A 22,449-nucleotide genomic window follows, 5' to 3' on the forward strand; every position below is an offset into this window, starting at 1 on the left:
CTAGTGTCTCAACCATTTAATTATTAGTCATCATTATAAACGTTGAATACTTTTATACCTTCATGCTACAGATTCAACTTGCAGATAATGAAGTAAATTTCCTTCAGGATTTTGTGAGAAAAGGACGTAAAAGCGCAAGAGAACTAACTCGAGCCCGTATTCTCCTTCTATCAAACCAGCAAACAGAAATCACTGAAATCGTGAAAATATTAGGTATTTCCAGGAGTACCACTTTGAATATACGGAAAAGATACCTTGATGAAGGTCTCCCCAATGCTCTTTTTGACAAATCGAGATCTGGTCAACCTATAAAATACACTGAAAAACATGTTGCAGAAGTAATCGCTTTAGCCTGCAGCAGTTCCCCTGATGGAAGCAAAAGATGGTCTCTTTCCCTGCTTACTGAAGAACTTAGGAAAAAAGAAGGATTTGAAACTATAGGTAAAGAGAGTGTCAGGCTTATTTTGAAAAAAGCAAAACTAAACCTTGGTTAAGACGGATGTGGTGTATTCAGACTATCGATACTGAATATAGAGACAGGATGTATGACATTCTTAGTCTGTATGAAGAGGATTATGATCCTAAAAAACCTCTTATCTGTCTTGACGAGAAGCCTAAGCAACTGCTCAGGGATAAAAGAATGAGCATTCCTATGAAGCTTGGAAGTTCAGAAAAATATGATTATGAGTATGTCAGAAACGGAACAGCAAACATATTCATGGCGGTAGAGTTCAAAGCAGGAAAAAGGGTAACTCAGGTAACCAAAAGAAGAACAATGAAGGATTTTGCACAATTCATGAAGATTCTTGTCACAGAAGAATATTCTGAAGCAGAAGTCATCAGACTGGTTACGGATAATCTCAATATCCATAAAGAGAAGTCATTCTACGAAGCATTCTCAGAAGAGGAAGCAAAGAAGATTCTGGACAAGATAGAGTTCCATTACACGCCAAAACATGCAAGCTGGCTCAATGCTGCTGAAATCGAGATCAATGTCATGGATATCGAATGTACAGGAAGAAGGATCGGGGACATCGAGACGCTTAAAAATGAAGTGGATTCATGGACAAAGAGAAGGAATGAACACAAAAGGAAAATTGAATGGAAGTTTACAAGGAAGAATGCAGATGAGAAAATGTCAAAGTATTATGTGAAATAATTAAATGGTCATGACACTAGCATTTTCATACCCAGTATAAATCTCAAAATTATATTTATTGTTGACCATTGTGTTATTAATAAGTGTATTGTTGCTTGCAAGCTCACTGTCATCTGGAGACAATCGGATTCCTGACCAGCTATTGTCTGATGCTGTGTTATTAATTAGTATATTGTTTTTAGCAGCACCCCAGAGATAGATTCCTATCCCATTAGCCTGTAAATGGTTGTTTGCAACAGTGTTATATTGCACACTGTCCAGATAAATTCCACTTCCTGAGCTGGAATTTTTCAAACCAAACCCTTTGATGGTCACGTTATTCGCAGTTACATGGAAAATATGATCATATGGATGAAGAGCTTGAATTATTGTATCTTCCGGATTTCCCGACTTTGAGATTATTGCTAACTTCTTATCTATGTCTATGTTTTCAATATATGTTCCTTTATTAACAATTATTGTGTCTCCATCGACAGAGTTGTTTACAGCTTGCTGTATAGAGGTATAATTTTCATTTCCATTGTTATCAACAGTAATCGTATCCGCCGCAACAGTGTTTGCATATATTAACAGAAACGAAAATGCGATAATGGAATAGGTTTTAATTTTCAATATGTCACCTTCTCGGTGGTTCATTATTGGTATGTTTATATTTGAGCTCATCCCAAAACATATTTTATCCCTTCATCGGTCAAAATTTCAGAATTGTTTTCATTATCTGTGACTCGATTGACTATTTCAGATTCAAGATTCGGAGAGCCGATTTTGAGTTTTAGGATAAGCTCTTTATTATAACACCTGTATTTCTATTACTGAACTCCGCTTTCTGCTCTTTAATTTTTATCTCATGTAGTGACCGAAAAATACAATTGGAAAAGAGAACTCATCTCAAAATCCAAAGTTGTTTCTCTGAATACCATATCCAAAAATAATCAATCGAACATCTTTTTTAGAAACTGAAGCTTTATTAAAAACCATGGAAATAACGAGTGCCTTTTTCTTTTTTATTCCCCTTGTTTAAGCCATCAACTTTTCCTTCTTCATTACCCATATAATAGGGCTCTGCAATTGAGAAAAATTTGCCTGTTCTAAATTAAATAGGACTTACGCGGTTGAACTTAAAAACAACAACTCTAAACCTTCAACTGTCTAAATCAATGGTTTGACAGCAAGGTCTATTGATGCTGATTTTAATCCTCAAGTGCGTAAGTCCTATTAAATAAAAATATATGGGGTGGTTAAGGTCTCACCCATATTGCCGTAGCTTCCCACCAACTGCCAAAAGCTATGTAATGATGATTTTCGGTATCCCATGTATCGTGTAAGAATACATAATCCTGACTACCATCGGAATATCCAATACAGGTTACACAATGGTTTCCATATTCTTGACCTGGCTGGTACCCGCTACCTAATCCACCATATAACATACAAATAACAAATGGTCTATTGGCATTCACTTCATTTTTTACATCGTTCCATGGGATTGAGTACCAAACATAGCTTGCATCAAAATTACTGTATCCATGATTATTACAAACCGTCTCTATGCCAGGTCCAATATTCCATGGCCAAGTCGCTCCATCTCCAAATGGCCATTTATATGATGTGCCCATTGCGTTCGCTAATTCATCTATCAGTGTAGTTTCTCCTGGAAAGTTAGGATATCCATTACTGTCTCAATGCCCTAGTATCATTCCAGCTGCAGTTGGAGAGCAGCCATTGCGCTAGGGATAATTAGGTACATCGTAAATATAGCCGATACTTCTAGTAGATGTATAGCCTGCAGGAATTGTTTCCATAGTCATTCTTTCCTCTATGGACTTCCATTTTGCATTTGCGTCTTGCTTCCTTATTTCTCGTTGCTGTTGTAAAGATGTATCATTAAAATAGTAGTCTTTCTTATCTTCAGGAACACTAACATTTGACTTATTGAAGTCTACTACAGTTGAAAATGGCAAATCCACTATTACTTTTTCTTTGGCTTTACCTTTTGTATCGGTTAGTGTATACTCTGCGTAGTAAAATGTTGGGCCTAAATAAAGAGGTTTCATCTCTCCAACAGTCAGATCTTCCTTATCAGCACGTTCTTTTGCCAGTGATTTTGAACGAATCGTCAATTCTGGTATTTCATTAGGTATTTTGCCTTTTGAAAACTCCAGAACTGGATAGTTATCCTTCGTCGCTGAAATGAAAATATATCCTGCTTGTTGCTTATTTTTCATAACGTTAAATGAATAAGCCGACCTATTACCATCAAAATCGTAGTAAATAGTAGATAGTTCCACAGTTGCGTCTTTCCATTCAGATAAATCTGATATAGATCCAGAAATCTCTTTTATAGAGTAAGCCGCAACTTCTTCAGCTTTATCCACGCTGATCACACCTGATGTGTCAGCGTATTTAGTCTCATTCAATGTCTCTTCCTGCGCACCTAATACAGGTACAGCTAACATAATCAGTAAAAACAGGGCTACAGGTAGCAGATTAGTTCCTTTTAATCTTATTTTCATTTGGTTTCACCTTCTTTACATTGTTCTCGAAGGCAAAACACGTAGATTTTAATATCTTAAGATACAAAAACATGCTTTGCCTTCGGGCGCCTGTATGGGAGTCCTGCAAGAAGCCTTCAATTTCCCGGGGCTCTCATATAGTAAGAAAAAATTTACTTTTTTTCACATAACTGTATGACTTTTTGTTATAGATGATTTATGGCCAGATCATCAAACTAGTTGGTAGAACTGTATTTTTAATCAAAAATATAATAAAAAAATAAATAAGAATGATAATTATTAAACGGTAAACATCAATTTGTTAATATTCATTTTTACAGCTAAAGAGATACGATCCTATATAATAAAACTAAGAAAAAAAATATTACAATAACTAACAATTAGAGAAAAGTCTTTTCACAAAATTTACCTATTAATCTTAATAAAATGATAATTGATTTCTTGCTTAAATCTAATAATTTCTAACAAACAAATCCTAAATTAAATATCCGTTTTTTAAATAATTCAATAGATGTTTTTATAAAAATACGGTCTTTTTTATAAAAACATTGTCTAAATTAGTGTAAAAGGCTGAAAAATAGATCAGTAGAAATATATCAGGCATCCAAAGAATAAAATAGAAAATAAAGCCGCAAGTGCAGCTTTACTCAATGATGCGGATGTACGTGTTCGTGCCCGTGTATACGTCCTTCTTCGTCGATTTGTGCCTTTTTAAACCTTACATAAGCTTCATCGACTAATTTCAGGCACCTGTAGCAGACATCCACATCTTTTCTAACAATTCCTTTTGAGAAATCGGGGATCTGCAGTTCCACTGAGAAAACACCGGTTTTGCTTCCGCAGAGAGAGCATTTGCCTCTTCTGCATGAAGTGTGGTTCCTGTTCACTTCCAGGTATGTTTTCTGGGCAGAATCGAGGCAGGTCTCACAGAGCCCTTTCCAGACACCTTCAGGGTAGGCGAATCTCAGGAGAGGAGGGTAAGTCCTGACCGGGATAACGGTCGGGATTCCTTTTCCACATAGGTCGCAATCTGTCATTTCTATACCTCCTTAGAATGGCACCAGTACCATTGCTGCTTTCATAGCCAGCTCCACAAAGGGTTCGGGCCAGAGACCCATTACCATCACGCCTGCAACTGCAACCAGAAGGGCTGCTGCATATGGGAACGGGATACTGACCTTTTCCGTTTTACCCTCAGGGGGCATGAAGTACATGTATTTCACAAGCCGTGCATAGTAGAACAGTGAAAGGGCACTGTTCAGGATGGCGATCACTGCAAGCCAGGTCATGCCCGCCTGAATGGTTGAAGAGAAGAGCACGAACTTTGCCATGAAACCTGCAGTCGGGGGGATTCCTGCGAGTGCAAAGACGAAAACCGTCATGCAGAGGGCTGCAAGAGGCATTCTCTTTCCAAGGCCCCTGAAGCTGTCCAGGTGGTCAGGGATATCGAGGTTTCCTGTCTTTTCCGAACTTATCATCCAGACAACTGCTCCAGCTGCGATAAATGCTCCTGCTTTCATAAAGGCATGGGCAAGGGTGTACATGATTCCGCCTGCAAGAGCGACAGGTGTCATTACGGCAAAAGCCATTGCAATGTATCCTGCCTGTGCAAGGGAGGAGTAGGCAAGCATGCGTTTAACGCTGGTCTGGGCAACTGCGACCACATTTCCGAAGGTCATGGTCACCACTGCCAGAAGGGTAAACATAAACTGCCAGTCAGGCTGAAGGGCTGCAAGGGCTATGATGAACACCCTGAAGGCTGCGACAAACCCCATTTTCTTTGACCCGGCTGCGAGCAGGGCGGAAACAACTGAAGGCGATCCCTGGTATGTGTCCGGAGCCCACATGTGGAAGGGGACAAGAGCCATCTTGAAGCCGAAACCCGCAGTCAGGAGCACAATTGCTACAGTGCCTATGGGATTTTCTATCAGGAGGGCAGGGTTTTGAGCGATCAGGGGGATGCTTGTTGTGCCGGTTGCCCCGTAAACAAAGGAAAGCCCGAAGAGCATGAGTGCTGCAGAGACTGAGCCTATTACAAAGTATTTCATGGCGCCTTCAAGGGATCTTGCATTCTGTTTCTCAAAGCCTGCAAGGGCGAAGGTCGCAAGACTTGCCAGCTCAAAAGCACAGAAGAGCAGGATCAGGTCATTTGCAGAGGCTACAATCATCATCCCGAAGGTCGCAAAGAGCACCAGGGTGTAGAACTCTTCTGTGTGGTCGCTGTTTTCTGTATACTTTATCGAGGCAATCGAGACTATCAGGGCAACTGTCAGGAAGACAAGTTTGAAGAACTGGGAAAGGGCGTCGATACTCAGTGTTTCTGAGAATATCGCATACTGAACGCTGAAACCCTCCATTGTCAGAAGCCCGAAGCTTTTAACCGTCAGAAAGATGGCTGCAAGAGTTCCCAGGGTTGCCAGGTAGCCCAGTATATTCTTGGACTGGGGGGACAGGAAAACTCCGGTCAGAAGTATGACCAGTCCGGTTGCAACCAGAACAAGTTCAGGTGCGAGGTACATTATTTCCTGCATTTCTCACACCCCCATGCCAGCCGCAAGGCTGACTATTGCTTCCGAATTATTAATCATCATATCAAGCACCGGGCTCGGGTTCAGGCCGAAGTAAAGCACAAGAAGTGCGATTACGGCCATTGAAAAGACCTGAATGGAATTAATATCCCTCACGTCCCCAAGTTTCTCATTGTACACTCCGAACATTGCCCTCTGCATTGCCCAGAGGTGATAGCCTGCAGTAACCACTATAGCCAGCAGGGCGATTACCACAAAGACTGGAAGGTTTGTGAAGGTGAAAGTCAGCACCAGGAACTCGGCAATAAAACCTGTAAGCCCGGGAAGGCCGAGGGATGCCATAAATCCGACCATCATTACTACGGTAAGCATGGGCATTTTCTTTGCAAGCCCGCCAAGCTCGTTAATGATTCTTGTTCCTGCAGCAGTCTGGATTGCTCCTGCAGACATGAACATAATGCTCATAATAAGCCCGTGGGAAAACTGCTGGAACATGGCGCCTGAAACCGAAAGGGTAACAAGGCCGGCCGAACCCAGGATTACGTAGCCCATGTGGCTCAGGCTTGAGTACGCGATCATGCGCTTGAGGTCTTTCTGCCGCAGAGCAAGAAGAGCCCCGTAGAGGATGCTTACAGAACCGAGCAGGCCCAGCATCATGATCATCAGTTGAGGACTGCCGGTGTTCGGGAGCATGGGGAGTGAGATCCTGAAAAGCCCGTAACCTCCGATTTTGAGCAGGATAAAGAGTATGCTGCCTGCCGTGGGGGCTTCGGAATATGCATCCGGGAGCCAGGAATGGAAGGGAAAGGCCGGCAGTTTTGCCAGGAACCCGAAGAGGATTGCAAGGAATATTCCGTCTTTCATCAGTCCGGGTTCGAAGAACTGGAACTGTGCGACCAGCTCCCTTATGTCAAATGTAGGAACGCCTGTCTGGTTCAGGGCTGTATAGAAGAGCCCGAAAATCCCGAGCAGCATCACAAGCGAGGCTACGTGTGTGTATATAAAGAACTTGTAGGAAGCATGAGCCCTGTTTGCTCCACCCCATAAATTTACTATGAAGAAGAGCGGAACAAGGGTAAGCTCCCAGAATATATAGAAGACTACGAAGTCAAGGGCTACGAAGACTCCTATAACCGCAGCCTGCATTGTAAGGATCAGCCCGTAAAACCTGTTGGGGGATTCCATTTCCTCCTTCCAGGTGAAGAGGATCATAAACGGGATGACTATTGCATTCAGGAGGATAAGAGGCATGGAAACGCCGTCTATCCCGACTGAATAGTTGACCCCGAGGAAGGGTATCCAGCTTACGGATTCATAGAACTGCATTGCAGCAGTACTGCTGTCAAAGTTCAGATAGGCATAAAGGGTAAGCCCGAGAGTTGCTAGAGACCCGAGAAAGCCAAACCCTGCAGCCAGTTGTTTTGTTTTTGTGAAAAAGGTCACGACTGCGAAAATCAGCGGCACCAGAATCAACAACGATGCGACCGGCAGCATCAGAGTACCTCCATTATCAGTTTAACAAGTATTATCAGCAGGCTCACACCAGCGATTAATGCGGTTGCATAGGTCTGGACAACCCCTGTCTGGATCTTCCGGAGCTCTTCACCCACAAAAACCGTGACAATTCCGATTCCTTCCACAACGCTGTCAATGATCACATCAACTACCTGTGTCAGGAAAGCAATGATCCCGTAGACAATTCCGATTGAGAAGAATTCGGTGTAGATCTGGTGCTGGTAGTAGCGGTTGTAGAGAAGCCTGTAAATCGGGTTCTTCATGGAAGCCAGAGGTCCAAGGCTGAATGCTCTCAGGTAATATATCACAAAAGCAATTGCAAAGCCTGCAAGTGCGACTATCACCGGAAGCCAGAGGACTGCGAGAGGCTCGTGACCTGCTGCCGCCACAAGTTCATTTTCGCCTATGCCGGCAAGGGCTCCTATATCCAGGTTTACAAAGCTGTTGGTAAAGGTTTCTTCAAGGAATTCCATAAAGCCGGTTCTTGTCAGCGCACCGAAAGCGAGGGCAAAAATTGCCAGAATTGACAGGGGAATGGTCATTATAGCAGGGGACTCATGCCCGTGATAGTTACTTCTCGGCTTGCCTGTAAAGGTCATGAAGATCAGCCTGAAAATGTAGATGGACGTCAGGAGAGCTGCAAGAATTGAGAATACATAGGGGATCCAGTTGCTGCTGTGTTCTCCGAAAAGGTATGCAGCTTCAATAATAGGGTCCTTTGACATGAAACCGCTTGTCCCTATTGAGGTTCCCGGAATACCGAAGCCTGCAAGGGCAAGGGCTGCTATGGTCATTGTTGCAGCAGTTATGGGCATTACCTTTCCTACGCCTCCTAGCTCCCTCATGTCCTGGGTGCCGACTGCATGGATCACACTGCCTGCACAGAGGAAGAGAAGTGCTTTGAAGAAAGCGTGGTTAATCAGGTGGAAAAGTGATATTCCGACAGCTTCAAGCCCTATTGCAGTGCCCAGACCCAGGCCCAGCATCATGTACCCAAGCTGGCTGATGGTTGAGAAAGCGAGCACACGCTTGAGGTCGTTCATTACAATGCCCATTGTGCCTGCAAAGAGAGCTGTAAAGCCTCCGAAGTAAGCAACTACCATAAGGGAATCAGGGGCTGCAATGAACATCGGGAAAGTCCGCGCTACCAGGTAAACACCAGCAGTAACCATTGTTGCTGCATGGATAAGGGCTGAGACCGTTGTCGGGCCTTCCATTGCATCCGGCAGCCATACATGAAGGGGGAACTGACCGGATTTTCCTACGGCTCCTCCGAAGAAGAGCAGGGTGATAATAGTCAGGTGGCTTATTTCAAAGCCCAGGATGTTTATCTGAAGAGCTGCAAGCTCGGGGATATAACTGAAGATTTCATCGAAGCGAAGAAGGTAAACTCCGTCCTGGAACCCGCCTGCAACCTTAAGGAGGTCGGAAGTGAGCACGATTATTCCTGTAAGGAACATCACGTCTCCGATCCTGGTTGTCAGGAACGCTTTTTTGGCTGCTGCTGCTGCTGATGGCTTTTCGAACCAGAACCCTATAAGCAGGTAGGAGCAGAGACCTACAAGTTCCCAGGAAACAAAGAGCTGCAGGATGTTGTCCGAAAGGACCAGGGAAAGCATTGCCGCTGTGAAAAGTGCGGTTTCTGCAAAGTACCTTGCTTTTCCTGCATCATGGGACATGTAGCTTACTGCATAAATATGGATTAACAGGCTCACAAAGGAGACCATTGACAGCATGACTGCAGCCAGGGGGTCGATTAATATTCCTATGTTAAGTACTGCAAACCAGGAATAGGACTGGCTTATAACCTCTTCGGGATTTGCCAGCAGCCCGAGGGTAATCGCAAAAGAGATTACAAAGGAGGCGGCGATGGCAAGGATGGGAACGATTGCCCCTCCAGATGGCATTTTTCTGCCAAAGAAGAAGGTGATCGCAAAAGCCAGTGCCGGAAGCAGGGGGATTAAAAATGCAAATTCTTCCAGAGCCGTTTTTACCACCTCAGAATATTAAGTTCATCAAGGTTGATTTTATCGTGCATTCTGTAGATCGCCATGAATATCGCAAACCCTACTGCAGCTTCAGCGGCTGCAAGGGCGATCGAGAACATGGCAAAGACCTGGCCGTGCAAAGTGTCCGTATAGCTTGAAAACGCTACAAGGTTCAGGTTTGCGGAGTTCAGCATGAGCTCTATGCACATGATCAGCCTGATACCGCTTTTATGCGTCATGACACCGTAGAGCCCTATTGAAAAGAGCAGGGCTGCAAGTCCCAGGTAAAATGTTAATGGAATGGCAGTCATCTGTTGCCCTCCCCTTTTGCCATATAGATTGCGCCTATAAGGGATGCGAGCAGGACAATTGACAGGACCTCGAAAGGTGCAACAAAATGGGTAAAGATAAGCATGCCTATGCCTTCTATATTACTCGGGTCAGCAGGGTTTTCGGGAAGTTCTGACACCGTATTCCAGGACGTTCCGAAAGCTCCTGTCACTACAACCGCCACAAAGAGCAGGCACACCAAAAAAGCCAGAGGCCGGTTAATTTGCACGGGGCCCACCTCCGATTTCGCGCTTTGTCAGCATGACTGCAAAGAGGATAAGAACTCCGATTGCTCCTATATAGACCAGAACCTGGATAACTCCAAGGAACTGGGCGTTTAAGAGAATATAAAGCCCTGCAACTCCGAACATGCACATAATCAGGGCAAGCCCGGCTCTTACGACGTCTTTCGCAATGACCACAAAGATTGCAAAGAAGACCGTGACAAGTGCAAGGAGTCCGAAGACCGCCGTTTCCAGTGCTGCTCCAACCGTTCCAGGGTCGATCATCTCTCGTCACCTTCCTGAATGTCTACTTCCCTCGCAAGTTTTTCAGGGGTCATAAGCAGGTCTTTATGAGCCCATTTCACCATGCCTTTGCAGTACTCTTTCCCGCTTGAAAGGGCACCTTTGGGGCACTGGTCTATACAGAGCCCGCAGAAGAGGCAGTGCCCTATGTCTATTTGAGGGAACCACCTCTTCTTTTCACTGCCAGGGGCAATCGGGGCTTTTACGATCTTGATCGCGCTGTTAGGGCAGGTATTGGCACAGATCCCGCAGCCTATACATTTGCTTTTGTCAAGGGTCTGGAGGCCTCTAAACCTTTCGGAGAGCGGACTTTCCACCTCCGGGCACAGCCTGGTCACGCGTTCTTTAGGGATGTTTTTAAGCGCATATTTGATGTTTTTGAGAACCATACTTAAGCCCCCAGATAAAGTCCAAGGCCGACTGCCCAGGCAAGGTTCAACAGGGACAGGGGCAGGAGTTTCTTCCAGCTCATATCCACTACCTGGTCAATCCTGAACCTCGGGACAGCCCACCTCATTCCTATAATAGTCATCAGCACAAGCACGGTCTTAAGAAGCAAAATTCCTGTAGGGGCAATAAGTCCGAGCACTGCATTATTTGCAACAAATGCCGGTACGTTCCAGCCTCCAAGGAAAAGGAGTGCTACAAGGAATGATCCAAGGATCATGTGCATATACTCAGCAAAGAAGACAAGCCCAAAACGCATTCCTGTGTATTCCGTTACCCAGCCTGCTACCAGTTCTTCTTCGGATTCGTTCTGGTCAAAAGGGAGCCTTCCAAGGTCAGCCATAAGTGCGATAAAGAAAACAACAAATCCGATAGGCTGCAGGAAAATGTTCCAGACAAAACTTCCCTGGGCACTGGTAATATCAATGATATTGAGGGAGCCCGTCATTACGGCAACGCTGACAATAGCGATACCCAGTGGCACTTCATACCCTATCATGCGGGCAAAATTCCTGAAAGCACCAAGCAGGGAATACTTATTGTTTGAGCCGTACGCAGCCATAAATATTCCAAAAATATTGATTGCGGACACCGCTTCTATGAAGAGTATGCTTATATCCATCTCGGTTACGGCCAGAGGGTATAAGTTTCCATCAATAAAGACCGCTCCAACCGGAATCGCTACAAGCATCAGAAAAAGGGAAGTCAGCATGAAAACCGGGGCATTGTCGTAAAGAAAACGGTCGGCATTTCCAGGCCTGACATCTTCTTTTGTAAAGAGTTTGATGGCATCGGCTACAAGCTGTAAGAGCCCGAACTTTCCCACCCTTGAAGGCCCGTACCTTAACTGGATGTCAGCTGAGAGTTTTCTCTCAATCCAGACTGCAGCCATTCCGCCAAGGAAGATGGCTCCTACGAGAACCAGGCCTACAGTACCGCGGATCCAGGGGACAAAGGGAACTATGAATTCTGGAATTTCTATAGCCATAAAAGTCACCTGTCCACTTCACTGGTACAGCCATCCATGCTTCCCGAAATTGATACCATGTCTGCGACCGTTGTGCCTATGATAAGAGGGGGGAGAGCCTGCAGAGTCGGGTAATAGGGTCCTCTGACTTTTACCCTGTAAGGCCTGTCCGAGCCGTCGGAAACCATATACATTCCCATTTCTCCTCTCGGGTCTTCGACCCTGTAGAATACCTCGCCTGCCGGAACTCTCATTACTGGAGTCCTTTTGCCGTAAGGAGTTCCTTCCGGAAAGATAGGCCCGTTCGGGATCATGTCAAGGCACTGTTCTATGATGTAAATGCTTTCACGCATCTCGTTAAGCCTGACCTGAACCCTTGCAAAACAGTCCCCTGCAGTTTCAGTGCAGACTTTAAAGTCCAGGTCCCTGTACACAAGGTAGGGTTCATTCTTCCGGATATCGAAAGGAACTCCGGTTGCCCTCAGGACAGGCCCGGAAACCCCAAGGCTTTTTGCTTCGTCTGCTGTCAGGACACCTATTCCGATAGTTCTCTCCCTGTAAATTGTATCTGAGTAGAACATTTCCTCATAATCACGGATGACTTTCTTGAGCTTGTTCAGTACCGGGATGGTTTTTTCTTTAAATCCTTCCGGGAGGTCGTCACGAACCCCACCGAACCTCAGGTAGCTGTGGGTAACCCTTGCCCCTGTGACCATGTCGATAAGAGTAAGAATGTCTTCCCTTTCCTTGATAGTGTACATGAACATGGAAACGAAGCCGATGAACTCCCCATACTCTCCCAGGCCAAGCAGATGGCTCTGGAGTCTTGAAAGCTCTTCCAGAATAACTCTAATATACTGAGCTCTCTCAGGGGGTTCGATATCAAGAAGCTTTTCAACGCATCCAACATAGCATTCTTCATTTGTAAGGGCTACAAGGTAACAGATCCTGTCAACTATGGTGATACCCTGAAGGTAGGTCCTGTTCTCCAGGATTTTTTCAATGCCTTTGTGGATATAGCCCATTTCCACTTCAGCATCCATGATTGTTTCCCCTTTTAATTTCAGGTTCAACCTGAATGGTCCGGGCTGCATGGGATGCTGGGGGCCCAGGTGTACGATCATTTCATTTGATTCAAGCATTTCTTCCATTTTTCACCCCTCACACCAGGTTTCTTGCTGTCCTGTTCGGAAAACCCTCATAGTCCTTTCTGAGAGGCCACTCGCCCAGCATGTCATCAGGGAGAACAAGAGGCTTCAGTTCCGGATGATTCTTAAAGAATATCCCGTAGAGTTCGTAGGTCTCCCTTTCATACCAGTTTGCATTCCAGTATACCGACACAACGGATTCTATTTCCGGAGAATCCCTTGGCAGTCTTGCTTTCAGCATAAGGACTACGGGGTGGTCATATGAAGCTATATGATACACTGCTTCGAGCTCGTTCCTCTGAGGATAGTCCACTCCGCTCACGGAACAGAGGTGGTCGAACTGAAGGGAGCCCTTAAGGTACTCGCAGACCTCTTTTGCTTTATCTTTGTCAACATATGCCCGGATACGGATTGGAGATTCGATCCCGGCTTCAGAAATCGCTTCCGGGAATTTCCCGGTTAATGATTCTATAATCGTTCTGGCGTCCATTATATTCCCTCAAATAAGCCTTAATCTCCTCAGTATTCCGTACCCCGGTCCTTTCTGGCTTTTATTTTTTCCTGCAGTTCCACAAACCCCTGGATCAGGGCTTCAGGTCTGGGGGGACATCCCGGAATATATACATCGATAGGGAAGATTTCGTCGATGTTCTGAACAGTGCTGTAGGACTCGTAAAATGGTCCGCCGCTGATTGCACAGTCCCCCATGGCAATAACCCATTTAGGCGCAGGCATCTGGTCCCAGAGCCTCTTTAATGCCGGAAGATACTTTTTTGTCACGTAGCCGCTGATGATCATGACATCCGCATGTCTTGGGGAGTTCCTCGGAATAATCCCGAAACGGTCAGTATCGTAATGGGCGCAGCCGGTTGCAATCATTTCCACACCGCAGCAGCCCATAGGCTGGGTCATGAACCAGAGAGAGTTTTTCCGTCCCCAGTTGATTATGTCCTGAGCCTTTGTTTTCTTGAGGAAATTGTGGATTGCACTTGTAGTTGTTGTGATGACTCCGGGGACTTCTTCTTCCGGGTTTTCCTTTGAGTTATTCGTTTTTGTCTCCTTCACTTCACCCATGTAAGGGCCTCCTTCTTCCAGAGATATACATATCCGAAGAGCAGTATGAAAATGAATACAAACATTTCAACCACTGCAATTGAGGTAATCCCATGCCCCTTATAGACTGTAGCCCAAGGGTAAAGGAAAAGAACCTCAATATCAAAAAGAACGAAAGCAATTGCATAGAGATAATACTCAACATTGAACTGGATCCTTGCAGTTCCTGTTGGAACGGAACCCGACTCGTATGTTGTGTATTTGTTGGCTGCTTTGCTCCTCGGACTCAGTTGTTTTACCATGAACATTGTCATGGGAGGCATGATCAGTCCCACGGCAAGAAATATGGCAACCGGTATATAGCTATCAATTATTCCAGACATTGTATCACCTATCAAAGTGCAGCAATCTGAAATTGCAGCGTCGCATGATCTTGATTTTTAATTTTTAAGATGCTGGACAAAAAGACTGTCCGAATCTTCCGGTTATTTACAAACCATTTGACCGGTACAGGCCCGGTAGAGAATGTCTGTACCCAGGTGCCTTTTTACTGAAGATGGCTCTTGAATATGGACATCCTGACTCCCAGACCTTGAAAAATTTACTTTTCGATGCCCAGGATTATATGATAAATTTCCGAAAGTCAGGAGAACTCCATCCTTCCAATGGTTTGGACTCATTCGCGTGAAAGTAATATAATTAATAATTAAGATTAAAGGTAGCTAGCTAGTTCTGCAAATAAATCAGGGGATATTTATAGTTATTTGCTAGATAATTAATATTATATAAATATTAAGTCTAAATAATTAAAAATCTGTTTTTAAAATATAGAAATGTCTAAAAAAACTGGGGGAAAAGCCCTGGTCCAGTTACGAAATTATATATACCCCATAAATATGTTATTTTTTAACAGCTATCATATTCTGGAAAGCAGTTTCCTGAAATTACAGGTTTTTTTCCAGGGATTGGCAAGGAATTATATATCTCCACTAATTATTTTTATCCTCATAAAAAATGCACTAAATATTACATAAATAATAATGACAAATCTGGAGGTTAAAGCCTTCTTGAGGCAAGTTATGGAATGAAAATAATAAGGAACTTAGTATGCTGAAAATTTTCCATGTAAACAGGAAAACAGGCAATTTTTTTCCATTAAAAAGAACTCGTTTCTTCTCTGGCAAACCCTGAGTATAATAATTGTGTATACATCTTATCTGTATTCCCTTAAGCTCTATTATACTCCTGATGGGATAATTTCATAGTATATTACCTATTACATATTACAACCGGCGCATAATAACCAGAAAATCCGTCTCACACCGGTGATGAGATATGGGTCGATACGGTATACCAATACATTATAATAATCCTTTTCACGATAGAAAAGCTGGTGGAACTCATGAACATAAACGATAACTGTGTAGGGTGTGGCCAGTGCGCTTCTTTTTGCAAAAAAGGAGCAATAGAAGTAAGGGGGAGAGCACGGGCTACTGATGCCTGTGTGGATTGCGGGATGTGCATCCCCTACTGCCCTGTGAAAGCTATTGAGGTGCCGGCATGAAAACGGTTGTCATAGGTGCAGGACTTGGAGGGCTTTTAAGCGCTGCCCGTTTATCAAAAGCAGGGCATGAGGTTGAAGTTTTTGAAAGGCTTCCCATCACAGGTGGCAGGTTTACCAACCTCAGTTATAAAGGGTTCCAGCTATCCAGCGGAGCTTTCCACATGCTTCCCAACGGACCCCGAGGACCCCTTGCCCGTTTCCTCAAAGAAGTCGGAGCCAGTGTAAATATAGTGAGGTCAGAAATGACCACTGTACGCGTCCCCCTCAAGAAAGGAAACCCGGACTACGTGAAAGGCTTCAAAGATATTTCGTTCAATGATTTTCCTTCTCTTCTGTCCTATAAAGACCGAATGAAAATAGCCCTCCTGATTGTCAGCACAAGGAAAAACCGTCCATCCGGAAGCTCGCTTCAGGCCTGGATTAAGAGCCAGGTCAGTGATGAATGGCTGATAAAATTTGCCGATTCTTTCTGCGGCTGGGCTCTCAGCCTGAAAAGCGACGAAGTCCCGGTAGAAGAAGTTTTTGAGATAATTGAAAACATGTACCGGTTTGGAGGAACAGGTGTCCCTGAAGGCGGATGTAAAGGGATTATTGATACCCTTGAAACCGTTATTTCAGCAAATGGAGGGAAAATACACACCGGACAGGAAGTCTCAAAAATCCTAATTGAAAACGGAAAAGCTGCAGGAATAATTGCCGATGACAGGATACATGATGCTGACCTGGTTATCAGTAATCTCGGCCATGCTGCAACTGCTGTGCTCTGCAGTGAAGCCCTCTCAAAAGAAGCAGATGCAGCCTACTTTAAAATGGTCGGGACTCTTCAGCCTTCCGCAGGCATAAAGATCTGTCTTGCAGCAGATGAGCCTCTTGTAGGTCACACAGGAGTTCTGTTAACCCCCTATACAAGGCGCATAAACGGTGTCAATGAAGTTACTCAGGCTGACCCCGAACTGGCCCCTCCGGGAAAGCACCTTACCATGTGCCACCAGTATGTTGCACCTGAGAACGTTAAGAACCTCGAATCCGAAATCGAAATGGGTCTTGAGGACCTGAAAGAGATTTTCCCGGGTAAGAGGTATGAAGTCCTTCTTATCCAGTCATACCATGACGAATGGCCTGTAAACAGGGCAGCTTCGGGCACTGACCCTGGAAATGAAACTCCTTTTTCCGGGCTTTATGTTGTTGGAGACGGAGCCAAAGGAAAAGGCGGCATAGAAGTCGAGGGAGTGGCTCTTGGAGTAATGTCGGTTATGGAAAAAGTCTTCGGTTGAAGACCGAAAAAAACCAGAAGCAGGTGTTTCACATTACATCGAAAAAAGTTCCTTTCGTTACCTATTCAAAAAACGTTTTCATCCCTGTAACCAATATCTGCAGAAATCAGTGCGGTTACTGCGGCTTTCGGCGGGAACCCGGACAGCCCGGGGCCCGGCTCATGAAGCCTGAAGAGGTTATTTCTGTTCTTGAAAACGGAGTAAGGGCAGGATGCACAGAAGCTCTTTTTACATTTGGGGAGCGTGCAGAAGAAGTGCCGGGATACGGTGAAATGCTTGAAGAGATCGGGTATTCCTCCACGTTTGAATATCTTGTTTTTCTCTGTGAAACTGCAATCGACATCGGTATTCTTCCCCATACGAATGCGGGGATAATGACCCGCTCAGAACTCGAAGCTTTAAAGCCCCTGAATGCAAGCATGGGGCTGATGCTTGAGAGCACGGCAGTTCTGGCCGCACATAAAGACTGCCCCGGAAAAATTCCGGAACGCAGGCTTGAAACTATTCGAGAAGCCGGAAAACTGAAGATTCCTTATACTACAGGACTCCTTATAGGTATAGGGGAGAGCAGGGACGACAGGATAGAATCACTTGAAGCAATTGCAGCTCTTCACAGGGAATACGGGCATATTCAGGAAGTGATCATCCAGAATTTTGCCCCAAAGCCGGGGACAGAGATGGAAAACTTTCCCGAGCCTGCTGTTGAAGAGATGATGGATTCCGTAGAGCTTGCAGCCCGGATTCTGCCCGGTGACGTGGCAGTCCAGGTTGCCCCAAATCTTATAGACCCGAAATCCCTTATCGCAAAAGGAGTAACTGATCTCGGAGGCATATCTCCTCTTACAATTGACTGGATCAACCCCGAAGCTGAATGGCCTGATGTGAAAAACCTGCAGAAAAAGCTGGGGGACATTCCACTTAAAGAACGCCTTCCAGTTTACCCTCCATACGTAAAAAAAGGGTGGTATTCGGAAAGGATTGGCAGCCTTATCAAGCGGCTCTCAGATAATAGCGGGTACAGGAAGCAGCCCGGAACAGAGAACGCGGAGGATTCAGAAAAATGAACAGCAGAATTCCCGAAGACCTCATCGAACGTGCACACAGGGGAAAAACCACAAAAGAAGACGCGCTCCTTCTTCTGGAGGTGCCCCCTTTCGAACTTTTCAGGTTTGCAGATGAACTCCGCGACCTGGCAGCAGGGGACACGGTTACCTATGTTGTGAACAGGAACATAAATTTTACAAGCCGCTGTACAGGAAGCTGCGGGTTCTGCGCATTCAGGACAGATGATGGTAAAGTCCTGAGCATTGAAGAAATTATGGAAAAGGTCAGGGAAGCCGAAAAGGCAAACGCCACCGAGGTATGTATCCAGGGAGGGCTGCTTCCTGATGTGGGTTTGGACTTTTACCAGGGGATCGTAGAAGCCATAAAGGCCGAATTCCCGGAAATGCATGTCCATTCTTTTTCGCCCATGGAAGTTTATCATGCTTCGCGCATCAGTGAAATCCCGGTAAAAGAGTCCCTGAGAAGGCTTAAAAGAAGCGGGCTTGATACCATGCCGGGGACAGCAGCCGAAATACTCTCCGACCGCGTTCGAAAAATAATCTGCCCCGCAAAACTCAATACTGCAGAATGGATCGAAGTGGTTACACAGGCACATGCTGCAGGGATTCCGACGACTGCAACCATGATGTACGGGCACGTTGAAACTCCTGAAGAGAGGATTAACCATATGCTCACTATCAGGGAAATCCAGAAGGAGACCGGAGGAATTACGGAATTTGTGCCCCTGCCTTTTATGCCCTATAACAATCCTGTAGGGGAAAAAATGATAAAGGAAGGCAGATATGCCACACCGGGTCTTGAAGACCTGAAAGTCTATGCGGTATCCCGTATACTTTTCCACGGGCATGTTGATAATATCCAGGCAAGCTGGGTTAAACTGGGAAAGAAATTTGCCCAGTTTTCTCTCCACTGCGGAGTCAATGACCTGGGAGGCACACTGATGGAGGAAAGCATTTCCAGATCCGCAGGTGCCTGCCACGGGGAAATGATCACTGTTGATGAGCTCGAATGGATGATCCACGGAGCCGGCAGGATCCCGAAAGAGAGGACGACCCTTTACAGGGAAGCGCATGAGCTGGCTTCCAGGAATTCTCGAAAGATTGCCGGGTGCGGAGCTTTCGAATAAGCTGAAAAGCCGGCTAACAGTCAGGATAACGATGATTTTAAAAAAGGATGATCGGATGTACACGAAAAAACCGACAACTCCCGAAAATGTTATTGAAAGGGCATACAAGGGAAAATGCACTAAAGAAGACGCCCTTCTCCTGCTTGAAGGAAACCCTTTTGAGCTGTTTGAGCTTGCCAATGACCTCAGGGCAATTGCTGCAGGCGACACTGTCAGCTATGTGGTAAACAGGAATATTTATATCACAAATAAATGCGTCGGAAACTGCGGGTTCTGCGCCTACAGGACAGAGAAAGGATATATCCTGAGCATTGAAGAAATCCTGAAAAAAGCAGGGGATGCGAGAAAAGCCGGAGCCGTGGAAGTCTGCGTTCAGGGAGGGTACACCCCGGAAGCTGATATGGAATTCTATCTTGAGGTTATAGAGTCCTTAAAAGCCGAATACCCGGACCTGTGCCTTCATGCCCTTTCCCCTATGGAGGTCAACTACGCAGCAGAAACCTCGGGTATGTCTGTTGAAGAAGCCCTCCGCAGGCTTAAAAAGAGCGGGCTTGATTCCCTTACCGGGACTTCAGCCGAGATCCTCTCTGACAGGGTAAGAAAGATCATCTGCCCTTCAAAAATCAGCACCCAGCAGTGGATTGATACTGTGACCGCAGCACATAAAGCAGGCATTTCCACCAATGCCACAATTATGTATGGGCATGTCGAGACCCTTGAAGAACGTCTGGACCATGTCTTTACTATCCGCGAGATCCAGAAAGAGACAGGCGGATTTACGGAACTTATTCCAATGTCTTTTTTGCCTTACAACAACCCTGTAGGGGAAAAAATGCTTGCATCCGGAAAATTCTCAAGCACAGGGCTTGAAGACCTGCAGCTCATAGCTATTTCCCGCGTAATTCTGCACACCTACGTTAAAAATATCCAGGCTACATGGGTAAAATTGGGAAAGAAACTTGCCCAGGTGGCCCTGCAGTGCGGCGCAAACGACCTCGGAGGCACGCTTATGGAAGACCAGATTTCGACAGCTTCCGGGGGCAGCCACGGGGAGTATGTATCTCCTGCAGAGTTTGAATGGATGATTAAAGGGGCAGGAAGAGTCCCGGTGCAGAGAGATACCCTTTACCGTAAGATAGAACCAGGGTTTCCGGGGCAGGAAGGCTTATTTCCCGGTTACGCAAAAGCAGGGATGGGCAGCAAAGAGTAAGAGACTGAAAAAAGAGATTTCTTTAGATCTGAATATTAAAAGAATTTGTTGAGATAAAAAACGAAAATGAAAAACGAAATTATGCAGGAGTCCAGATGAGAGCCGTAATCCCCTATAAGAAAGCCGGCGCAAAATCAAGGTTATCGCCTGTACTGAGTTTGCAGGAAAGAGAAGAATTTGTAGAACTCATGTTAAACCAGGTAATATCTTCTCTCAAGGGAGCCGGAATAGAACAAGTCGACATCCTCAGCCCATCTGTCTACGGGCTTGAGGAAATGACTGAAGCAAGAGTTCTGCTGGACGAAAAAGACCTGAACGAAGCCCTTAACAGGTATCTCAAAGAGGCAGAGGAGCCTGTCCTTATTGTTATGGCTGACCTCCCTCTCCTCTCTCCTGAGCATATAAAGGAGATAAGCTCAACGGAAAAGGATGTCTGCATCGTCCCGGGAAAAGGCGGCGGCACAAACGCTCTTTTCATAAAAAATCCCTCTAAATACAGGGTAAAGTATTACGGCTCGAGTTTTCTAACTCACTGCTCGATTGCAACGGATTCAGGTCAGGGCTTTGAAATCTACGACTCTTTTATGGCAGGCACGGACATAGATGAGCCTGAAGACCTCGTAGAGCTTCTCATACACGGCAAAGGTGCTGCAAAAGACTATATTGAGAGTAAATTCAGACTCGAAGTCAAAAGAGGAAGGGTTGGGCTGGTTTCACTTTAATCTGGCAGAATGAAAAGTGTCAAAATAACATTTAAGGTTATTTTCTAACTTTTCTCTTTTTTAATTTCTAACTTTTCTCTTTTTTTAATTTCTAACTTTTCTCTTTTTTTAATTTCTAACTTTTCTCTTTTTTCTTATTTTTTAACAAAGCCGCTTTCCTGCGTCGAGCGGGACAGGAATGTTCTGTATAGTTAATGATATTGAATGATTTTAGGCTTTTATCTGCCCTTTTAGCTCAACTCATTTTATAATTTCCAAATTAGTCCTCCTGAGCTAAGAGAAGCAGGTGAAAAGAACCTCATGTTGTTGTGATTTCATCGTAACTCCCAGAAAACCTTCGATTTCCTGGTATCTCGAAGCGAAACTCGGGTTTCGAAAAGGTCCTTTTCCTCCTAAGACAGGACCCGGGGTTCAAAAATTTTAAATAGATGATGTGTAATTAAGCTATGAATAAAAAAATCAATTATTCACTGATATTATTGGTTTTTGATTCTGAACAGATTGATACAGGCTTTGTAAACTCGATAAATCCGGGAATTTATTCCCAGAAGAGGTGAGCCACTGAGATCTTTTACAGAGGAAGAAAGAGAGATCATAAAACGAAATATTATAGACCGTGGGAAGGACTGCTTTGCAAGGTATGGAGTTAAGAAGACAGGTATTGAAGACCTTACCGAAGGGCTGGGAATTTCAAAGAGTTCTTTTTACTCTTTTTTCAATAGTAAAGAAGACCTCTTTTTGCAGATCTATAAAGAAGAACGGGAAGCTTTAAAGGACAGCATACTCGAAAATTCCTTCCTGAAGTACAGGGATGAACCCGATAAAGCGATTCGAGCTTATCTCCGGTATGTGCTCAATATCGTCAATAACCATCCGATCTGGAGAAAAGTTTTTATTGAAAAAGAGCACCTTGAACTGAAAATTTCCCGATCTTCTGAAGAAGAAATTAAACGGATTTGCAGGGATAATGTGGAAACGATCATCCCTTTCTTTGAAGAATGGGCAGATGCTGGACTTCTTATCGACAAGCCCGCAAAGATCCTTGCTGAAACAACACAGGCGGTTCTTTCCCTAATTCATTTCAGAAATGAAATCGAAAATGACGATTTTCCAGAAATTATGGATATTTTTATTAATCTCCTGGCAGAAAACATTGTAAAAAAAAATGATTAAAGTTTCAGGCAGAGTGAAGGAAAAGCGGCCTTATGAGAATGTATGTTTGACCAGAAAATTAGATTCTTGAAAAATAGTTAAGAACCACTGGTTAGAACTGCTAACCTCGAACTATCAATTTGAAATTATTATCCAGAACT

23 protein-coding genes and 1 pseudogene are annotated in these 22,449 nt (G+C 44.6%); 8 read left to right on the plus strand and 16 right to left on the minus strand.

What is annotated here, in order from left to right; translation table 11 throughout:
* Window positions 1-62 precede the first annotated feature (62 nt).
* A pseudogene (locus M886_RS17805) lies at window positions 63-1,159 on the plus strand (IS630 family transposase).
* Here M886_RS17805 and M886_RS09920 read toward each other — a convergent pair.
* From M886_RS09920 to fpoA, 16 genes are all read right to left on the minus strand, one after another.
* The gene (locus M886_RS09920) at window positions 1,160-1,771 is read right to left on the minus strand and encodes a right-handed parallel beta-helix repeat-containing protein (protein ID WP_160173164.1); all 612 of its coding nucleotides are present in this window, start codon (window positions 1,769-1,771) and stop codon (window positions 1,160-1,162) included.
* A gap of 626 nt (window positions 1,772-2,397) precedes the next feature.
* Entirely contained in the window at window positions 2,398-2,799 is a 402-nt protein-coding gene (locus M886_RS09925; RefSeq protein WP_080933769.1) for a C39 family peptidase, read from the minus strand.
* 87 nt (window positions 2,800-2,886) lie between these two features.
* On the minus strand, window positions 2,887-3,672 hold the full coding sequence (locus tag M886_RS09930; RefSeq protein ID WP_048038219.1) for a hypothetical protein: 786 nt from the start codon (window positions 3,670-3,672) through the stop codon (window positions 2,887-2,889).
* Between the two features lie 647 nt (window positions 3,673-4,319).
* Window positions 4,320-4,709 (minus strand): F420H2 dehydrogenase subunit FpoO, encoded by a 390-nt coding sequence (locus tag M886_RS09935; RefSeq protein ID WP_048038220.1) that lies wholly within the window; start codon window positions 4,707-4,709, stop codon window positions 4,320-4,322.
* A 12-nt stretch (window positions 4,710-4,721) separates the two neighbouring features.
* The gene (fpoN, locus tag M886_RS09940; RefSeq protein ID WP_048051101.1) at window positions 4,722-6,203 is read right to left on the minus strand and encodes a F(420)H(2) dehydrogenase subunit N; all 1,482 of its coding nucleotides are present in this window, start codon (window positions 6,201-6,203) and stop codon (window positions 4,722-4,724) included.
* Window positions 6,204-6,206: 3 nt separating this feature from the next.
* Window positions 6,207-7,694 carry a F(420)H(2) dehydrogenase subunit M gene (gene fpoM, locus M886_RS09945; RefSeq protein WP_048051102.1) on the minus strand — a complete coding sequence of 496 codons (1,488 nt, stop codon included), beginning with the start codon at window positions 7,692-7,694 and terminating at the stop codon, window positions 6,207-6,209.
* Window positions 7,694-9,712, minus strand: coding sequence for a F420H2 dehydrogenase subunit FpoL (gene fpoL, locus M886_RS09950; protein ID WP_048051103.1), 2,019 nt, complete (start codon window positions 9,710-9,712; stop codon window positions 7,694-7,696). The genes fpoM and fpoL overlap by 1 nt, the downstream gene beginning before the upstream one ends.
* Window positions 9,706-10,014, minus strand: a complete 309-nt coding sequence (gene fpoK / locus M886_RS09955) for a F420H2 dehydrogenase subunit FpoK (protein WP_011034401.1) — start codon at window positions 10,012-10,014, stop codon at window positions 9,706-9,708. Before fpoK ends, fpoL begins: the two co-directional genes overlap by 7 nt.
* On the minus strand, window positions 10,011-10,262 hold the full coding sequence (gene fpoJ, locus M886_RS19340; RefSeq protein ID WP_011034402.1) for a F420H2 dehydrogenase subunit FpoJ: 252 nt from the start codon (window positions 10,260-10,262) through the stop codon (window positions 10,011-10,013). The genes fpoK and fpoJ overlap by 4 nt, the downstream gene beginning before the upstream one ends.
* Window positions 10,252-10,542 (minus strand): NADH-quinone oxidoreductase subunit J, encoded by a 291-nt coding sequence (locus M886_RS19345; protein ID WP_011034403.1) that lies wholly within the window; start codon window positions 10,540-10,542, stop codon window positions 10,252-10,254. The genes fpoJ and M886_RS19345 overlap by 11 nt, the downstream gene beginning before the upstream one ends.
* Complete coding sequence (gene fpoI / locus M886_RS09970) at window positions 10,539-10,949, minus strand: F420H2 dehydrogenase subunit FpoI (protein WP_015412577.1); 411 nt, start codon at window positions 10,947-10,949, stop codon at window positions 10,539-10,541. Before fpoI ends, M886_RS19345 begins: the two co-directional genes overlap by 4 nt.
* A 2-nt stretch (window positions 10,950-10,951) precedes the next feature.
* Window positions 10,952-11,995, minus strand: a complete 1,044-nt coding sequence (fpoH, locus tag M886_RS09975) for a F420H2 dehydrogenase subunit FpoH (RefSeq protein ID WP_048038226.1) — start codon at window positions 11,993-11,995, stop codon at window positions 10,952-10,954.
* 5 nt (window positions 11,996-12,000) lie between these two features.
* Window positions 12,001-13,125: a F420H2 dehydrogenase subunit FpoD gene (fpoD, locus tag M886_RS09980; RefSeq protein WP_048038790.1), complete on the minus strand. Its 1,125-nt coding sequence runs from the start codon at window positions 13,123-13,125 to the stop codon at window positions 12,001-12,003.
* A gap of 10 nt (window positions 13,126-13,135) precedes the next feature.
* Window positions 13,136-13,612, minus strand: coding sequence for a F420H2 dehydrogenase subunit FpoC (gene fpoC, locus M886_RS09985; protein ID WP_048051104.1), 477 nt, complete (start codon window positions 13,610-13,612; stop codon window positions 13,136-13,138).
* A 29-nt stretch (window positions 13,613-13,641) separates the two neighbouring features.
* The gene (gene fpoB / locus M886_RS09990) at window positions 13,642-14,196 is read right to left on the minus strand and encodes a F(420)H(2) dehydrogenase subunit B (RefSeq protein ID WP_011034408.1); all 555 of its coding nucleotides are present in this window, start codon (window positions 14,194-14,196) and stop codon (window positions 13,642-13,644) included.
* Window positions 14,184-14,573, minus strand: coding sequence for a F420H2 dehydrogenase subunit FpoA (gene fpoA, locus M886_RS09995; protein ID WP_235203922.1), 390 nt, complete (start codon window positions 14,571-14,573; stop codon window positions 14,184-14,186). Before fpoA ends, fpoB begins: the two co-directional genes overlap by 13 nt.
* Window positions 14,574-15,577: 1,004 nt before the next feature.
* Between fpoA and M886_RS10000 the strand changes: the two genes are divergently transcribed.
* The 7 genes from M886_RS10000 to M886_RS10030 all read left to right on the plus strand — a co-directional run bounded on the left by M886_RS10000 (window position 15,578) and on the right by M886_RS10030 (window position 22,309).
* The gene (locus M886_RS10000; protein WP_048051106.1) at window positions 15,578-15,739 is read left to right on the plus strand and encodes a 4Fe-4S binding protein; all 162 of its coding nucleotides are present in this window, start codon (window positions 15,578-15,580) and stop codon (window positions 15,737-15,739) included.
* Entirely contained in the window at window positions 15,736-17,013 is a 1,278-nt protein-coding gene (locus M886_RS10005; protein WP_048051107.1) for a phytoene desaturase family protein, read from the plus strand. The genes M886_RS10000 and M886_RS10005 overlap by 4 nt, the downstream gene beginning before the upstream one ends.
* Before the next feature lie 23 nt (window positions 17,014-17,036).
* A complete protein-coding gene (cofG, locus tag M886_RS10010) occupies window positions 17,037-18,077 on the plus strand; it encodes a 7,8-didemethyl-8-hydroxy-5-deazariboflavin synthase subunit CofG (RefSeq protein ID WP_048051707.1) in 1,041 nt (346 codons plus the stop codon).
* The gene (cofH, locus tag M886_RS10015) at window positions 18,074-19,204 is read left to right on the plus strand and encodes a 5-amino-6-(D-ribitylamino)uracil--L-tyrosine 4-hydroxyphenyl transferase CofH (protein WP_011034413.1); all 1,131 of its coding nucleotides are present in this window, start codon (window positions 18,074-18,076) and stop codon (window positions 19,202-19,204) included. Before cofG ends, cofH (M886_RS10015) begins: the two co-directional genes overlap by 4 nt.
* Window positions 19,205-19,259: 55 nt before the next feature.
* A complete protein-coding gene (gene cofH, locus M886_RS10020; protein ID WP_048051708.1) occupies window positions 19,260-20,414 on the plus strand; it encodes a 7,8-didemethyl-8-hydroxy-5-deazariboflavin synthase subunit CofH in 1,155 nt (384 codons plus the stop codon).
* Window positions 20,415-20,509: 95 nt separating this feature from the next.
* The gene (cofC, locus tag M886_RS10025) at window positions 20,510-21,136 is read left to right on the plus strand and encodes a 2-phospho-L-lactate guanylyltransferase (RefSeq protein ID WP_048051108.1); all 627 of its coding nucleotides are present in this window, start codon (window positions 20,510-20,512) and stop codon (window positions 21,134-21,136) included.
* 738 nt (window positions 21,137-21,874) lie between these two features.
* Complete coding sequence (locus M886_RS10030; RefSeq protein WP_235203923.1) at window positions 21,875-22,309, plus strand: TetR family transcriptional regulator; 435 nt, start codon at window positions 21,875-21,877, stop codon at window positions 22,307-22,309.
* The last annotated feature ends 140 nt before the right edge of the window (window positions 22,310-22,449 follow it).

The sequence above is a fragment of the Methanosarcina soligelidi genome (assembly GCF_000744315.1).
Taxonomy (GTDB): domain Archaea; phylum Halobacteriota; class Methanosarcinia; order Methanosarcinales; family Methanosarcinaceae; genus Methanosarcina; species Methanosarcina mazei.

Excerpts from the sequence above, each read along its gene's own strand:
- M886_RS09930 (WP_048038219.1), bottom strand. The coding sequence starts at position 3,672 with ATGAAAATAAGATTAAAAGGAACTAATCTGCTACCTGTAGCCCTGTTT.
- fpoK (WP_011034401.1), bottom strand. The coding sequence starts at position 10,014 with ATGACTGCCATTCCATTAACATTTTACCTGGGACTTGCAGCCCTGCTC.
- cofC (WP_048051108.1), top strand. The coding sequence starts at position 20,510 with ATGAGAGCCGTAATCCCCTATAAGAAAGCCGGCGCAAAATCAAGGTTA.
- fpoB (WP_011034408.1), bottom strand. The coding sequence starts at position 14,196 with ATGGGTGAAGTGAAGGAGACAAAAACGAATAACTCAAAGGAAAACCCG.
- M886_RS10005 (WP_048051107.1), top strand. The coding sequence starts at position 15,736 with ATGAAAACGGTTGTCATAGGTGCAGGACTTGGAGGGCTTTTAAGCGCT.
- fpoC (WP_048051104.1), bottom strand. The coding sequence starts at position 13,612 with ATGGACGCCAGAACGATTATAGAATCATTAACCGGGAAATTCCCGGAA.
- fpoD (WP_048038790.1), bottom strand. The coding sequence starts at position 13,125 with ATGGAAGAAATGCTTGAATCAAATGAAATGATCGTACACCTGGGCCCC.
- M886_RS10000 (WP_048051106.1), top strand. The coding sequence starts at position 15,578 with ATGAACATAAACGATAACTGTGTAGGGTGTGGCCAGTGCGCTTCTTTT.
- cofH (WP_048051708.1), top strand. The coding sequence starts at position 19,260 with ATGTACACGAAAAAACCGACAACTCCCGAAAATGTTATTGAAAGGGCA.
- M886_RS09935 (WP_048038220.1), bottom strand. The coding sequence starts at position 4,709 with ATGACAGATTGCGACCTATGTGGAAAAGGAATCCCGACCGTTATCCCG.
- cofH (WP_011034413.1), top strand. The coding sequence starts at position 18,074 with ATGAACAGCAGAATTCCCGAAGACCTCATCGAACGTGCACACAGGGGA.
- M886_RS19345 (WP_011034403.1), bottom strand. The coding sequence starts at position 10,542 with ATGATCGACCCTGGAACGGTTGGAGCAGCACTGGAAACGGCGGTCTTC.
- fpoI (WP_015412577.1), bottom strand. The coding sequence starts at position 10,949 with ATGGTTCTCAAAAACATCAAATATGCGCTTAAAAACATCCCTAAAGAA.
- fpoH (WP_048038226.1), bottom strand. The coding sequence starts at position 11,995 with ATGGCTATAGAAATTCCAGAATTCATAGTTCCCTTTGTCCCCTGGATC.
- fpoM (WP_048051102.1), bottom strand. The coding sequence starts at position 7,694 with ATGCTGCCGGTCGCATCGTTGTTGATTCTGGTGCCGCTGATTTTCGCA.
- fpoN (WP_048051101.1), bottom strand. The coding sequence starts at position 6,203 with ATGCAGGAAATAATGTACCTCGCACCTGAACTTGTTCTGGTTGCAACC.